Source organism: Thauera phenolivorans (genome assembly GCF_001696715.1).
In the GTDB taxonomy this organism is placed as follows: Bacteria; Pseudomonadota; Gammaproteobacteria; order Burkholderiales; family Rhodocyclaceae; genus Thauera; species Thauera phenolivorans.
On the sequence record NZ_MBFM01000001.1, the window covers coordinates 465232 to 478612 of the forward strand.

The following is a 13381-nucleotide window of genomic DNA, read 5'->3' on the forward strand; positions in this document are numbered from 1 at the left end:
AGCGGCGCGGCCCGGGGGCTAGGCCGCCGCCGCAGCGATCATGCGCCTGATTTCCGGCACGCAGGAGCCACAGGCGGTCCCGCAGCCGAGCCGGCCCTGCAAGGCCTCGAGGCGGTCGCCGCCGGCGATGCCCGCGGCGATGTCGGCCTCGCCGACACCGAGACAGCTGCACACGACGCGGCCCTTGGCGGGCGCCGACAGGGGCGGTTTCGCCAGCGGCGCAAGCAGCCAGCGGCGCAGCGCCAGGGCTTCGCGCTGACCCACGACCGCATCGATGAGCCACTGCGCGGCCGCGGTCTCGCCCGCCAGGCGCAGGCCGACCAGCCGATCGTCCTCGATCAGCATGCGCTTGCCCACGCCGCGGTGCGGGTCCTCGTAGCGCAGCACCGTGTCGCCGTCCAGGCCGAGCAAGGCGTCCAGCGCGATCAGCCAGTCGCCCGGGATCGGCTCGTCGTGGGCGACACGCATCACCACCGCAGGCGTGTCACGGCCGGCGAGCGAGAGCGAGGCGTAGGCGAAGCGCTCCAGCCACGGCGACAGCGCCTCGGCTTCTTCCGCGGCGCTGCGCCCGGGACGCTCGGCACGCACCAGCAGCATGCGCCAGGGCAGCGCCACCCGCTCGATGCGCACCGCCGCATGCTTGAGGCCAGGCTGCTTCGAGAACGGGTCGAAGTCATCCGCGAAGAGCAGGTTGACGCCCGCCGAATTGAGCACCCTGCGCCCCCAGTGCATGGCGACGAAGGCCTGCCCGCGGCGCAGGTCGGCCGACGCCGCGACCGGCAGCACTAGCTCGCCGCGCCGGCTCGTCACCCGCACCAGCTCGCCGTCGGCGAGGCCGTGCGCCGCGAGATCGCCGGCGTGCAGCTCGATGCGGGGCTCGCCGGCGTGGCCGTGCAGGCGGGCGACCTTGCCGCTGCGGCTCATACCATGCCACTGGTCGCGCAGGCGGCCACTGGTGAGATGCAGCGGATGGCGCGCATCCACCTCCGCCGCGCCCGGCGCCACGGCGGGTACGACGAAGCGGGCGCGTCCGCTCGGCGTCGGAAACCGGCCATCGGCGAAAAGGCGGGCCCGCGCGGCGGCGTCGGCGAGCGCGGCCCCGGCGGGGAAGGGCCATTGCTGCGGGCCTGCCGCCTCGAGCAGGCCGTAGTCGAGGCCGCCGATGTCGAGGTCGCGCCCGATGGTGCTCGCGGCATGCTCGGCGAAGATGGCCTGCGGCCCGGCGTAGTCGAACATGCGCGCGGCCTGCGGCTTGCCGATGCGCGGCGCGAGGGCGCGCGCGAAGTCGCACGCGATGCGCCAGTCCGGCCGCGCCTCGCCCGGCGCCGGCACCGCCGGGCGGACCCGGCTGATGCGGCGCTCCGAGTTGGTCACCGTGCCGTCCTTCTCGCCCCAGGTTGCGGCGGGCAGCATGAGGTCGGCGAAGGGCGCGGTGTCGGTGCTGCGGAACGCCTCCTGCAACACGACGAAGTCGCAGGCGGCGAGCGCCTCGCGCACCAGCGCCTGGTCGGGCATCGACTGCGCCGGGTTGGTGCACGCGATCCAGATCGCCTTGACCCTGCCCTCGCGCGCGGCGCGGAACAGTTCGACCGCGGTCAGTCCCGGCTCCGCGGGCACGCTGTCCACGCCCCACAGGCGGGCGACCTCGGCACGATGCGCCGGGTTGGCGAGGTCTCGGTGCGCGGACAACAGGTTGGCCAGGCCACCGACCTCCCGCCCGCCCATCGCATTGGGCTGGCCGGTCAGCGAGAAGGGGCCGCAACCGGGCCTTCCGATCCTGCCGGTGGCGAGCGACAGCGCGATCAGCGCGGTACCGTTGTGGGTGCCCTGCACCGACTGGTTGAGGCCCTGGCACCATAGCGACAGCGCCGCCGGCGCCCGTCCCCACCAGCGCGCGGCGGTGACGATGTCTTCCGCCGCCACCCCGCACACCTCGGCTGCGCGCCCGGGCGACACCGTGCGGACGTGCGCGCGCAAGGCCTCGAAGCCTTCGGTGTGGGCGGCGACCCAGGCTTCGTCGACGAGGCCCTCCTCCACCATCACGTGCAGCATCGCGTTGAACAGCCAGATGTCGGTGCCGGGCAGGATGGCGAGATGGAGATCGGCCGCCGCCGCGCTGTCGGTGCGGCGCGGGTCGACCACGATCAGCTTCATCTGCGGCCGCCGCGCCCTCGCCGCCTCGATCCGCCCGAAGGCGACCGGGTGCGCATAGGCCGGATTGGCGCCCGCGATCAGGATCACATCGGCGTGGTCGAAGTCCTCGTAGGCGCACGGCGGGGCGTCCGCTCCCAGGGTCTGCTTGTAGGCCGCGACCGCGCTCGACATGCACAGGCGCGAGTTGGTGTCGATGTTGTTGCTGCCGATCAGTCCCTTCATCGCCTTGTTGAAGACGTAGTAGTCCTCGGTCAGCAGCTGGCCCGAAACGTAGAATGCGACCGCATCCGGCCCGTGCTCCGCGATGACTGCGGCGAAGCGTCGGGCGGCGATCTCGATCGCCTGCTCCCAGCCGACGCGCCGGCGCGCTTCGCCGCGGGCACTGCGGTATTCGGGATGCAGCAGGCGGGTATCGGGGCCCGCGCTCAGGTGCAGGGTCGAGCCCTTGGTGCACAGGCGGCCGAAGTTGGCGGGATGCTCGGGGTCGCCGCGCACGCCGGTGATGCGCGCGCCGTCGTGCCCGATCAGCACGCCGCAGCCCACGCCGCAGTAGGGACAGGTGGCCTTGGTTTCCATCCGGGTCTCCGCGATTCTCATCATCAGTGGTTCGGGTCTAGTACCGGCTCAGCACGAACAGCAGCACGAGGTTGAGCAGCAGCGAGGCGGCGGCGACCAGCTTCAGCGCCAGCCGCGGATTGCGCTCGACCAGCGGCAACGATCGCCGGTTGGCGAGCGGCCGGCTGGCGCCGCGCCCGAGCGCCAGCAGGAATTCCTCCGCGTTCTCGAAGCGATCGCTCGGCTCGCGCGCACAGGCCTTGAGCAGCACCGCCTCCAGCCATGCCGGCGTGTCCGGGCGGTACCGGGTCGGCGGCACCGGCGCCCCGAAACGCGGGTGCTGGAAGGGCTCGATCTCGCCGTAGGGGTACTTGCGCGTCAACAGCTCGTAAAGGGTCACGCCGCAGGCGTAGAGGTCGGACGATTCGTTCGCCGCGCCGCCGGCGAACAGCTCCGGCGCCATGTAGGACGGCGTGCCAGGATTGTTGATTTCGGCGAGATCCTCCGCATCCGAGGCCGCCACCCCGAGGTCGAGCAAGCGCAGCTCGCCGCGACGGTCGATATGGACGTTGTCCGGCTTCACGTCGCGATGCACGATGCCGAGCCGATGCAGCATGCCGACGAGTTTGAGCAGGGCGGTACCGATCACGACCAGTTCGTGCGGCGCGAGGCGGTGCCCGCGCCCGAGCCCGGCCTTCAGCGTCTCGCCCTCGTGCCAGCTCATCAGGTAGTAGAGGTGATCGCGCTGCGGATGGTCGAAGACGCGCGGAAACCCCCTGCCCGGCACCCTGCGGGCGAGCCACTCCTCCCGCACCAGCGCGCTCGCGGCCTCCGCGTCGGCATCGGCGCGCAGGGTCTTCATCACCAGCGCCTGCATGTCGGCCAGCCGCGTCACGCGATACAGCAGGGTGACGCGGGATTCGTTCAGCAGGGCTTCGACCCGCAGGCCGTCGATCGTCTGGCCCGGCTTGAGCCGCGGCGGCAGCGGCAGCCGGCGGCTGTCGGCGAGGCGGTCGCGCCAGGTGTCGGGCGGCAGCCCCTCGACATCGGCCACCAGCGCGGTGGCGTTGTCGGTGGCGCCGCGGCGCAGCGCGTCGAGCGTGAGCGCCTCGGCAGCCGCCTGCGGGTCGGCGTGCGACTGCAGCACGGCCGCGACCGCGGCATCGCCGAGCGTGTTCCATACCCCGTCCGTGAGCAGCACGAAGCGGTCCCCCGCCGCCAGCTCGCCGTCATCGTGGTCGACGAGCAGGCGGGCTTCGAGACCGATCGCGCGGCGCAGCACGTTGTCGAACTCGGGGTGTTCCCAGGTGTGGTCCTCGGTCAGGCGCAACAGCTGGCCGTCACGCCAGCGGTAGGCGCGCGAGTCGCCGACGTGGGCGACGTGGTAGCGCCGCCCGCGCAGCACCACCGCGGTGAGCGTGGTGGCCATGCCGGCGTAGTCGCGCGACTTGGCCGACTGGCCCAGCAGCCAGCGATTGACTGCGCCAAGCACGGCCTCGACCGATTTTTCCACGCCCCAGGTCTGCGGCGTCGCGTAGTAGTCGGCGAGCAGGCTGCGCACCGTCTGCTCGGCCGCCTCGCGGCCATGCGCGTGGCCACCGACCCCGTCGGCCACCGCCAGCAGCACGCCCTTGGCCGCGAGTTCCTCGCCCTCGGGCGCGGCGGCGCCGACGAAGTCCTCGTTGCGCGGCCGCGGCCCCTGCTGGCTGGCATGGCCGAGCCCGACCCCGAGCTCGCCGGGCGCCATCGCCGGACGGGCGTCGGAGTGCGCGGGCGGGCGCTCGCGCTTGCGCGCGGAGATTCGAGAAGGGTTCATCGTCCTGGCGCCTGGCTGGGTCGGCTCGCTCGCCTCAGATCTTCGCCGAACTCAGGTGCGCCGCGCCCCAGGTGGTGCGCCAGCGCGTCTTTACCGCGGTGAGGCCGATGAGCGCGAACACCGCGAGCGCGGCGAAGATCAGGAAGCCGGCCTGGTAGCTGCCGGTCAGCTGCTGCGAGTAGCCGAGCGAGGACGCCAGGTAGAAGCCGCCCACCCCGCCCGCCATGCCGACCAGACCGGTCATCACGCCGATCTCCCTGCGGAAGCGCTGCGGCACGAGCTGAAACACCGCGCCATTGCCCATGCCGAGCGCCAGCATCGCGCACACGAACATCGCCAGCGCCATCCAGGCCTCGGGCAGGCCGAAGCTGACGATGGCGAGGAACAGCGCCGCCAGCAGGTACATCACGGTCAGCGACTTCACCCCGCCGATGCGGTCGGCGACGTTGCCGCCGATCGGGCGCACCAGCGATCCGGCGAACACGCAGCCGGCGGTGAAGAAACCGGCGGTCTTCGGGTCGAGGCCGTACTGGGTGTTGAAGTAGATCACCAGCGAGGAGGCGAGGCCGACGAAGCCGCCGAAGGTGACCGCATAGAAGAACATGAACCACCACGCGTCCGGGTCCCTGAGCACCTTTAGGTATTCGCCGAGGGTCTTGGGCGGCGGGGCGTCCGGGGCGTCCCTGGCCATCAGGCAGAAGGCGACGAGGACGACGAGCAGGGGAATCAGCACGATGCCGAAGACGTTGGTCCAGCCAAAGGCGGCGGCCAGCCCCGGCGCGAACAGCGCGGCGAGCGCGGTGCCGGAGTTGCCGGCCCCGGCGATGCCCATCGCCGTGCCCTGGTGCTGCGGCGGATACCAGCGCGAGGCGAGCGGCAGCGCGGCCGCGAAGGAGGCGCCGGCCACGCCGAGGAAGACGCCGAGCACCAGCACTTCCGCATAGCTGTGGACGCCGGCCAGCCACGCGTAGAACATCGCGGCGATGACGATGATCTGGCCGATGATGGCCGCCTTCTTCGGCGACAGGCGATCGACCAGGATGCCCATCACGATGCGCAACAGCGCGCCGGCGAGCACCGGCGTGGCCACCATCAGGCCCTTTTCGGCGTGCGACAGGCCGAGGTCGCGGGCGATGCCGACCCCGAGCGGGCCGAGCACGACCCACACCATGAAGGCGAGGTCGAAGTACAGGAAGGCGGCGATCAGGGTGGGCGTGTGGCCGGCCTGCAGAAAGGAGTTCTTGTCCATGTCGGGCTCCGGGTTCGGGATCAGATCGACAGAAAGACCCGTCCGTCCTCGACCTTCACGCGGAAGGTGTCGCACGAACCGATGTCGGGGGCGACGGCATTGCCGTCCGCGAGCGTGAAGGCCCAGCCGTGCAGCGGGCAGCTCACCCTGCGGCCATGGACGATGCCCTGCGACAGCGGGCCGCCCTTGTGCGCGCACTTGTCGTGCAGGGCGAAGACCTCGTCGTCCGCGTTGCGGAACAGGGCGATGTCGCCGCCGGCCGGCCTGCGCACCACGCGGGCACCCAGCCGGGGGATGTGGTCCAGCGGGCAGACCAGTTTCCAGTTGCTCATGTCTTCGTCCTCGTGTCGGGGATGGTCGGCGGTGCGCTCAGGCCTCGAGCGCGAGCGGGATGAACTGGCGGAGGCGATCGCCCTCGCGGCTTGTCTGCCAGGGGTCGCGGGCGTCCTTGAGCGCGTCGAGCAGGCGGGCGTGCAGTGCGCGGCGGCTGTCGCCGTCGGCGACCACCCGCGCCTTCACGTGGTCGAGTCCGACGCGTTCCAGGTAGTGGCAGGTGCGCTCCAGGTACCAGCCTTCCTCACGGTAGAGCTGCAGGAAGGCGCCCGCGTACTCCATCACCTCCTCGTCGCTGCCGACCTTGCACAGGTACTGCGCGACCTCGGTCTTGATGCCGCCGTTGCCGCCGACGTAGAGCTCGTAGCCGGAATCGACGCCGATCACGCCGACGTCCTTGATGCCGGCCTCGGCGCAGTTGCGCGGACAGCCGGACACCGCGAGCTTCACCTTGTGCGGGGCGTACATGTCGAACAGCATCCGCTCGAGCTTGACCCCCATGTCCATCGCCAGCTGGGTACCGAAACGGCAGTGCTCGGCGCCGACGCAGGTCTTCACGGTGCGGATCGACTTGCCGTAGGCGTGGCCGGACACCATGCCGGCGGCGTTGAGATCGGCCCAGATCGCCGGCAGGTCCTCCTTCTTCACCCCGAGCAGGTCGATGCGCTGGCCGCCCGTCACCTTCACCGTGGGCACCTGGTACTTCTCGGCGGCGTCGGCGATCGCACGCAGTTCGGAAGGGGTGGTGAGCCCGCCCCACATGCGCGGCACCACCGAGTAGGTGCCGTCCTTCTGGATGTTGGCGTGGGCGCGCTCGTTGATGAAGCGCGACTGCGGATCGTCCTTCGCCTCGTGCGGGAAGCTCGAGATCAGGTAGTAGTTGATCGCCGGCCGGCACTTCTCGCAGCCGTCCGGCGCCTTCCAGTTCAGCGTGCCGAAGACGGCTTCCCGGGTGGTGAGCCGATGCTTGACGATCGCCTCGCGCACCACCTTGTGGGAGTGCTCGGTGCAGCCACATACCGGTTTGTCGCGGGTGCCGACGGCCTGGTAGGCCCCGCCCACGGTGGAAGCGAGGAGCTGCTCGACGAGGCCGGTGCAGGAGCCGCAGGAGGATGCCGCCTTGGTGTGCTTCTTCACCTCGTCCAGCGAGAACAGGCCCTGCTCCTTGATCGCCTTGACGATCGTGCCCTTGCACACGCCGTTGCAGCCACACACCTCGGCGCCGTCGGGCATGCTCGCCGCGCGGTTCTCGCCCTTGTGGCCGGCGTCGCCGAGCCGGGTGCTGGCGAACGAATGGCCGAACATCAGGTGATCGCGGAGCTCGTGGATGTCCTGGCGCTCCTTCATCAGCTGGAAGTACCAGGCGCCGTCGGCGGTGTCACCGTACAGCACCGAGCCGACGATGCGGCTGTCGCGCAGCACGAGGCGCTTGTAGACCCCGCCCTGGCGGTCGTGGAGCACGATCTCCTCGGTGTCCGGCCCGCCGCCGAATTCGCCGGCGGAGAACACGTCGATGCCGGTGACCTTGAGCTTGGTCGAGGTCACCGAGCCCTCGTAGCGGCCGATGCCGAGGTTGGCAAGATGGTTGGCGCACACCTTGCCCTGCTCGAACAGCGGCGCCACCAGCCCGTAGGCCACGCCGCGGTGGGCGACGCATTCACCGACCGCATAGACGCGCGGGTCGGTAACCGTCTGCAGCGTGTCCGAAACGTGGATTCCGCGCACCCGGCCGCTGCCGCAGTACAGGCCCGCCGACTCGGCGAGGGCGTAGTTGGGCCGGATCCCGGCGGCAACCACCACGAGGTCGGCGGGGATCTCCGCGCCGTCCCGGAAGCGCACCGCGCCGACACGCGCCTCCCCCTCGCCGGACGCCGGCAGCAGGGCCTCGGTGTCGCGCGCGAGCAGGAACTTCATCCCCTTCGCCTCGAGCGAGGCCTGCAGCATGCCGGCCGCGGCCTCGTCGAGCTGGCGCTCCATGATCCACTCGCCGAGGTGCACCACGGTGACGTCCATGCCGCGCAGCATGAGGCCGTTGGCGGCTTCGAGACCGAGCAGGCCGGCGCCGATCACCACCGCGTGGCGGTACTTGCCGGCGGCGTCGATCATCGCCTCGGTGTCGGCGATGTCGCGGTAGCCGAGCACGCCCCGCAGTTCCCTGCCGGGGATGGGCGGAATGAAGGGGGTGGAACCGGTGGCGAGCAGCAGGCGATCGTATCCGGCTTCGGTGGCGCTGCCGTCGTCCGCCTCGGCAATCACCCTGCGCCGGGCGCGGTCGATCTTCGTCACCTTGCAGCCGGCGTGCAGGGTGATGCCCTTGTCGCGATACCAGTCGAGATCGTTGAGCATGATCTCGGGCAGGCTCATCTCGCCCGCCAGCACCGGCGACAGCAGGATGCGGTTGTAGTTGCCGTGGGGTTCGGCGCCGAACACCGTGATGTCATAGAGGTCGGGGCCGAGCTTGAGCAGCTCCTCGATGGTCCGGATGCCGGCCATGCCGTTGCCGACGAGGACGAGTTGCATCTTCTTCATGAGCATCTCCTTGGAAAGCGGATTCAGGCGGCGTCGAGGGCGAGCCCGAAAAGGAACGGCGCCCATCTCCTCCCGGCCGCGGGCCGGAGGGAAATGGACGCCGTTGTCCATTGGTCAGGGATGTTGCGGATGGTGCGTCGAATCCGGAGCCGCCGTTGGCTCAGTCTCGGTATTCCTTAAGCAGGGACCGTGCCAGATCCTCGGATCGCACCGCCCCCCCTTAAGCGAAGGGTTTGAGAGCGCGATGAAGGGCGCGCGCGCGAGGGTTTGCGCACTATTGCAGTGCAGCATGCGCTGCGGCCGCACGCGATCGGTGCGCCAGCGGCGCTCAGCGACGCCCGGCGAGGAATGCGCGTGCGACCGCCACCAGGCGCTCGCCCCGCTGCATCGCCAATCGCCGCAGCTGCCGGTAGGCGGCGTCCTCGGACAGGCCCTCCTCGGCCATCAGCAGGCCCTTGGCGCGCTCGATCAGCTTGCGCTCCTCGAGCGCGCCGCGCACCGCGTGCAACTCGTCGCTGATCGACTGCAGACGGCGCGACTGCGCCTGCAGCATGTCGAGGAGCGAGCGCCCCAGGCGCGGGCCCGCTTCCCCGGCGACGATCGGGTCGGCCGCCTGCGCCGCATCGACGAAAACCGCAGGCGGGCCGCCCGGCGCCGCCGAGGCGGGCAGCGCCAGCTCACCGAGAGTGGCGCGCGCATCGGCGGTCTCGTCCACGCACAACTGCTGCAGCCCGGCGGCAAGCTGGGCCTCGATGTTCTTCATAGCGTCGATCCGCGTCGTGCAGCAGGCGAACCAGGATTCGCTGAGCGCCGCCTTGAGCGCAGCCCCCGGCCTGGCGGTGCACAGCATGCCGCGCAGTCGTTCGAGCTCGCCCATCGCGGCCTCGGCCTCGGCGGCGCGCCAGCGCGCCACCACGTCGATCTCGCCGAACTCGGCGAACACGCCGAAGCAGCGCTGCTGAGCCTCGATCAGGTGCAGCAGACGGTCGCGGTGCGTGGCGTCGGCCCGCCCCGACGCCAGCAGCAGCCCACCGGCGGCGCGCTCCTGACCGGCGAGCTCCTTGCCCTGCATGAAGTTGAACATCGCCACCAGCGCACGCGAGATCGCCGGATCGCCGGCGCTATCGGCAGCCTCGAACACCACCGCGAGCAGATCGGCGATCAGGCGGTCGAAGGCGGCGCAGGCCTGCTCCGGCTTCAGCGCAAGACTACCGATGCCCTCACGCAGCGCAGTGAGGCCGTCGAGCCCGTGCACGACCGCGGCGATGCGGGTGAACAGCCGGGCGTCGCCCCCCGCCTCCGGCTCGAGGGCGGCCAAGCGCTCGCGCAGCGCCGCTTCCGCCCCGAGACATTCGGCGATGCGCTGCGAACGCTGGTCGGCGAAGCGGCGGCCGCCGGAGGCGAGGAAGACGCTGGAACTGCCACGCTCCTTTTGCAGCACGTGCACCAGGCGGGCGATGTCGGAGACCAGTTCGCAGGCCGCGTGCAGGCGCTCCAACGCCCGGATCTCGCACTGCCTGGCCGCAGCCAGGTAATCCACGACCGACTTCATCCCGCCTCCCAAGAAAGAATCGCTCCACGCCGGACGACGCGAAGCGATTCCTTTCGAAGCAAGATTCACACCGTCAAGCGGCGGCGCGTTCTCAGCCGCGCTGGCGGCGCGCCTCGAACAGGCAGATGCCGCTCGCCACCGAGACGTTGAGGCTCTCCACGCTGCCGTGCATCGGGATCTGCGCGAGTTCGTCGCAGGTGTCGCGGGTCAGCCGGCGCAGGCCGGCGCCCTCGGCGCCGAGCACCCACGCCACCGGCACCTTCTGGTCGACTTCGTAGATCGATTTCTCCGCCTCGCCCGTCGCGCCGATCACCCACACCCCGGCCTCCTTCAGCTCGCGCAGCGCGCGCGCGAGGTTGGTGACGGTGATGTAGGGCACGGTGTCGGCCGCGCCGCTGGCGACCTTCACCGCGGTGGCGTTGAGGCCGACCGCGCGGTCCTTGGGGGCGATCACCGCGTGCGCGCCTGCGGCGTCGGCCACGCGCAGACAGGCGCCGAGGTTGTGCGGATCCTGCACGCCGTCGAGCACCAGGATCAGCGCCTTCTCGTCCAGGCTGTCGAGCACGTCGGCGAGCTTGAGCTCGCGCCGGGTGGCGTCGATCTTGGCGACCACCCCCTGGTGGCGGCGGGTGCCGACCATGGCGTCGAGGCGCTCGCCTTCGCTCGGAATCATGCGTATGCCTGCGGCCTCGGCGAGGGCGACGAACTTCTTTGCCCGCACGTCCTTGCGGTCGGCCGACAGGTAGATCTCGAAGACCGCTTCGGGCGACTGCCGCAGCTTGGCGGAGACCGCATGGAAGCCGTAGATCAGGCGGGAGGAAGGCGAGGTTTCGGCAGGTTTAGCCACGGCTGGAGCCCTTTGCGGAAGATTTGCGTTTGCGGGCGACGCCTGCGGCCGGCCCGGAGGCGGGCGATTCTACCGGTTTCGCTTCGGACGTCGCGCCTGCGCGCGGCAACGGACCCTCGACGAGACGGAAGTCGATCTTGTTGGTCTCGAGATCCACCCGCACGAGTTGCACGCGCACCCGGTCGGAGAGGCGGAACTGCTTGCCGGTGCGCTCGCCGAGCAGGGCGTGACGGGTCTCGTCGTGCTTGAAGTAGTCGGTGCCGAGATCGGAGATGTGCAGCAGGCCCTCGATGAAGATGTCGTCGAGCGCGATGAACAGCCCAAAGGGCACGACCGACGACACCACGCCGGTGAACTCCTCGCCGACGCGATCCTGCATGAAGTAGCACTTGAGCCAGGCGACCACGTCCCGGGTGGCGTCGTCGGCGCGGCGCTCGGTCATCGAGCAGTGCAGGCCGATCTCCTCCCAGTCGCCGGGGCGGTACTGTTCGCCGCCGAGCGCCGCTTTGATGCCGCGGTGGATCAGGAGATCGGGATAGCGCCGGATGGGCGAGGTGAAGTGCGTGTAGGACTCGTAGGCGAGGCCGAAATGGCCGACGTTGTCGGGGCTGTACATCGCCTGCTTGAGCGAGCGCAGCATCACCGTCTGCAGCAGCTGAGCGTCGGGCCGATCCTTGACCTGGTCGAGCAGCTTGGCATAGTCGAGCGCGCGAGGCTCGTCGCCGCCGCCGAGCTGCAGACCGAATTCGCTGAGGAAGTCGCGCAGCTTGGCGAGCTTCTCCTCGGCCGGCGTGTCGTGGATGCGGTACAGCGCGGGATGCTCGCGGCTGGCGAGGAAGTCGGAGGCGCACACGTTGGCGGCCAGCATGCATTCCTCGATCAGGCGGTGGGCGTCGTTGCGCACCTCGGGCACGATGCGCTCGATCTTGCCCTGGTCGTCGAAGATCATGCGCGTCTCGGTGGTCTCGAAGTCGATCGCACCACGCTTGGCGCGCGCCTTCAGCAGCACGCGGAAGACCTTGTCCAGATTCTCGAGGTGGGGCAGCACCGCGGCGAGTTCGGCGCGCACCGCCGCGTCCTTGTCGTAGAGCGCGGCGGCGACCTGGGTGTAGGTCAGCCGGGCGTGCGACCAGATCACCGCCGGATAGAAGCGATAGGCCTTAATCGCGCCGGTCGTCGAGATGCTCATGTCGGCGACCATCGCCAGGCGCTCGACCTCGGGATTGAGCGAGCACAGCCCGTTCGACAGTTTCTCCGGCAGCATCGGGATCACCCGGCGCGGGAAGTACACCGAGTTGCCGCGATCGAAGGCATCGCCGTCGAGCGCACCGCCGGCGGCGACGTAGTGCGACACGTCGGCGATCGCGACGATGAGGCGGAAGCCGCGGCCCTGGCGCTCGCAATACACCGCGTCGTCGAAGTCCTTCGCGGTCTCGCCGTCGATCGTCACCAGCGGCAGCGCGGTGAGGTCCTCGCGGCCGGCCCAGTCCTTCTTGCGCACCTTCGGCGGCAGCTTGCGCGTCTCGGTCTTCGCCTCGGGGGAGAACTCGAACGGCAGGTCGTGCTTGCGCAGCGCGATCTCGATCTCCATGCCGGGATCGGCATAGTTGCCGAGCACTTCGACGATGCGACCGATCGGCTGGGCGTACTTGGTGGGCTGCTCGATGAGCTCGACGGTGACGACCTGGCCCGGCTGCGGTCGCTTGCCGCCCGGCGCGACGAGGATGTCCTGCGCCAGACGGCGGTTCTCGGGCACCACGATCAGCACGCCATGCTCGTTGCGCACGCGGCCGACGACCCGTTCGTTGGCGCGCTCGAGCACTTCGACCAGCTTGCCTTCCGGGCGGCCGCGGCGGTCGGTGCCGGAGATGCGCACGATCACGCGGTCGCCGTGCAGCACCTCGCGCATCTCCTTCGGACCGAGGAAGATGTCGGGCTCGCGGTCATCGCGGCGCACGAAGCCGAAGCCGTCGGGATGCCCCTCCACCCTGCCCTTGATCAGGTCGGCCTTGGCGGGCAGCAGGTAGGCATTGGCGCGGTTGCGGTAGATCTGGCCGTCGCGCTCCATCGCCCGCAGGCGGCGATCGAAGTAGTCGATCTCGTGCGGGTGGATGTCGAGCGCCTCGATCAGGGTCGAGAACGGCACCGGCACCCCGCGCTCGGCGAGGATCTGCAGGATGTACTCGCGGCTCGGCAGCGGATTCTCGTACTCGAGCGCCTCACGCGCGTGGAAGGGATCTGCGAGACGGATCGCGCTCGGCGCGGGGCCTGGCTTGCGCTTCTTGCCCGCCTCGCCCTTCTTGCCCGCGGCCTTTTCCACGGCCGGCTGCTGCGCGGTCGGCGCCG

At 70.4% G+C, this 13381-nt stretch carries 8 protein-coding genes; all 8 read right to left on the minus strand.

All coding sequences use genetic code 11. From position 1 onward, the window contains the following. Nucleotides 1-18: 18 nt before the first annotated feature. On the minus strand, nt 19-2754 hold the full coding sequence (locus tag BB334_RS02185) for a nitrate reductase (RefSeq protein ID WP_083200235.1): 2736 nt from the start codon (nt 2752-2754) through the stop codon (nt 19-21). Nucleotides 2755-2767: 13 nt separating this feature from the next. Further along, complete coding sequence (locus BB334_RS02190) at nt 2768-4456, minus strand: bifunctional protein-serine/threonine kinase/phosphatase (RefSeq protein ID WP_068804419.1); 1689 nt, start codon at nt 4454-4456, stop codon at nt 2768-2770. A gap of 103 nt (nt 4457-4559) precedes the next feature. Next, on the minus strand, nt 4560-5774 hold the full coding sequence (locus tag BB334_RS02195) for a nitrate/nitrite transporter (protein ID WP_068803868.1): 1215 nt from the start codon (nt 5772-5774) through the stop codon (nt 4560-4562). A 20-nt stretch (nt 5775-5794) separates the two neighbouring features. Then, nucleotides 5795-6106 carry a nitrite reductase small subunit NirD gene (gene nirD, locus BB334_RS02200; RefSeq protein WP_068803869.1) on the minus strand — a complete coding sequence of 104 codons (312 nt, stop codon included), beginning with the start codon at nt 6104-6106 and terminating at the stop codon, nt 5795-5797. A gap of 37 nt (nt 6107-6143) precedes the next feature. Beyond that, nucleotides 6144-8636 (minus strand): nitrite reductase large subunit NirB, encoded by a 2493-nt coding sequence (gene nirB, locus BB334_RS02205; RefSeq protein ID WP_068803871.1) that lies wholly within the window; start codon nt 8634-8636, stop codon nt 6144-6146. Between the two features lie 328 nt (nt 8637-8964). Beyond that, nucleotides 8965-10188 (minus strand): nitrate regulatory protein, encoded by a 1224-nt coding sequence (locus tag BB334_RS02210; protein ID WP_068803873.1) that lies wholly within the window; start codon nt 10186-10188, stop codon nt 8965-8967. Nucleotides 10189-10279: 91 nt separating this feature from the next. Beyond that, nucleotides 10280-11035 carry a 23S rRNA (guanosine(2251)-2'-O)-methyltransferase RlmB gene (gene rlmB / locus BB334_RS02215; RefSeq protein ID WP_068803875.1) on the minus strand — a complete coding sequence of 252 codons (756 nt, stop codon included), beginning with the start codon at nt 11033-11035 and terminating at the stop codon, nt 10280-10282. Beyond that, on the minus strand, nt 11028-13355 hold the full coding sequence (rnr, locus tag BB334_RS02220) for a ribonuclease R (protein ID WP_408646414.1): 2328 nt from the start codon (nt 13353-13355) through the stop codon (nt 11028-11030). Before rnr ends, rlmB begins: the two co-directional genes overlap by 8 nt. Nucleotides 13356-13381 lie beyond the last annotated feature (26 nt).

What these genes read in the sequence shown, in the direction of transcription:
- BB334_RS02190 (WP_068804419.1), bottom strand. Translation starts at nt 4,456, where the DNA reads ATGGCGCCCGGCGAGCTCGGGGTCGGGCTCGGCCATGCCAGCCAGCAG.
- nirB (WP_068803871.1), bottom strand. Translation starts at nt 8,636, where the DNA reads ATGAAGAAGATGCAACTCGTCCTCGTCGGCAACGGCATGGCCGGCATC.
- nirD (WP_068803869.1), bottom strand. Translation starts at nt 6,106, where the DNA reads ATGAGCAACTGGAAACTGGTCTGCCCGCTGGACCACATCCCCCGGCTG.
- BB334_RS02195 (WP_068803868.1), bottom strand. Translation starts at nt 5,774, where the DNA reads ATGGACAAGAACTCCTTTCTGCAGGCCGGCCACACGCCCACCCTGATC.
- BB334_RS02185 (WP_083200235.1), bottom strand. Translation starts at nt 2,754, where the DNA reads ATGATGAGAATCGCGGAGACCCGGATGGAAACCAAGGCCACCTGTCCC.
- BB334_RS02210 (WP_068803873.1), bottom strand. Translation starts at nt 10,188, where the DNA reads ATGAAGTCGGTCGTGGATTACCTGGCTGCGGCCAGGCAGTGCGAGATC.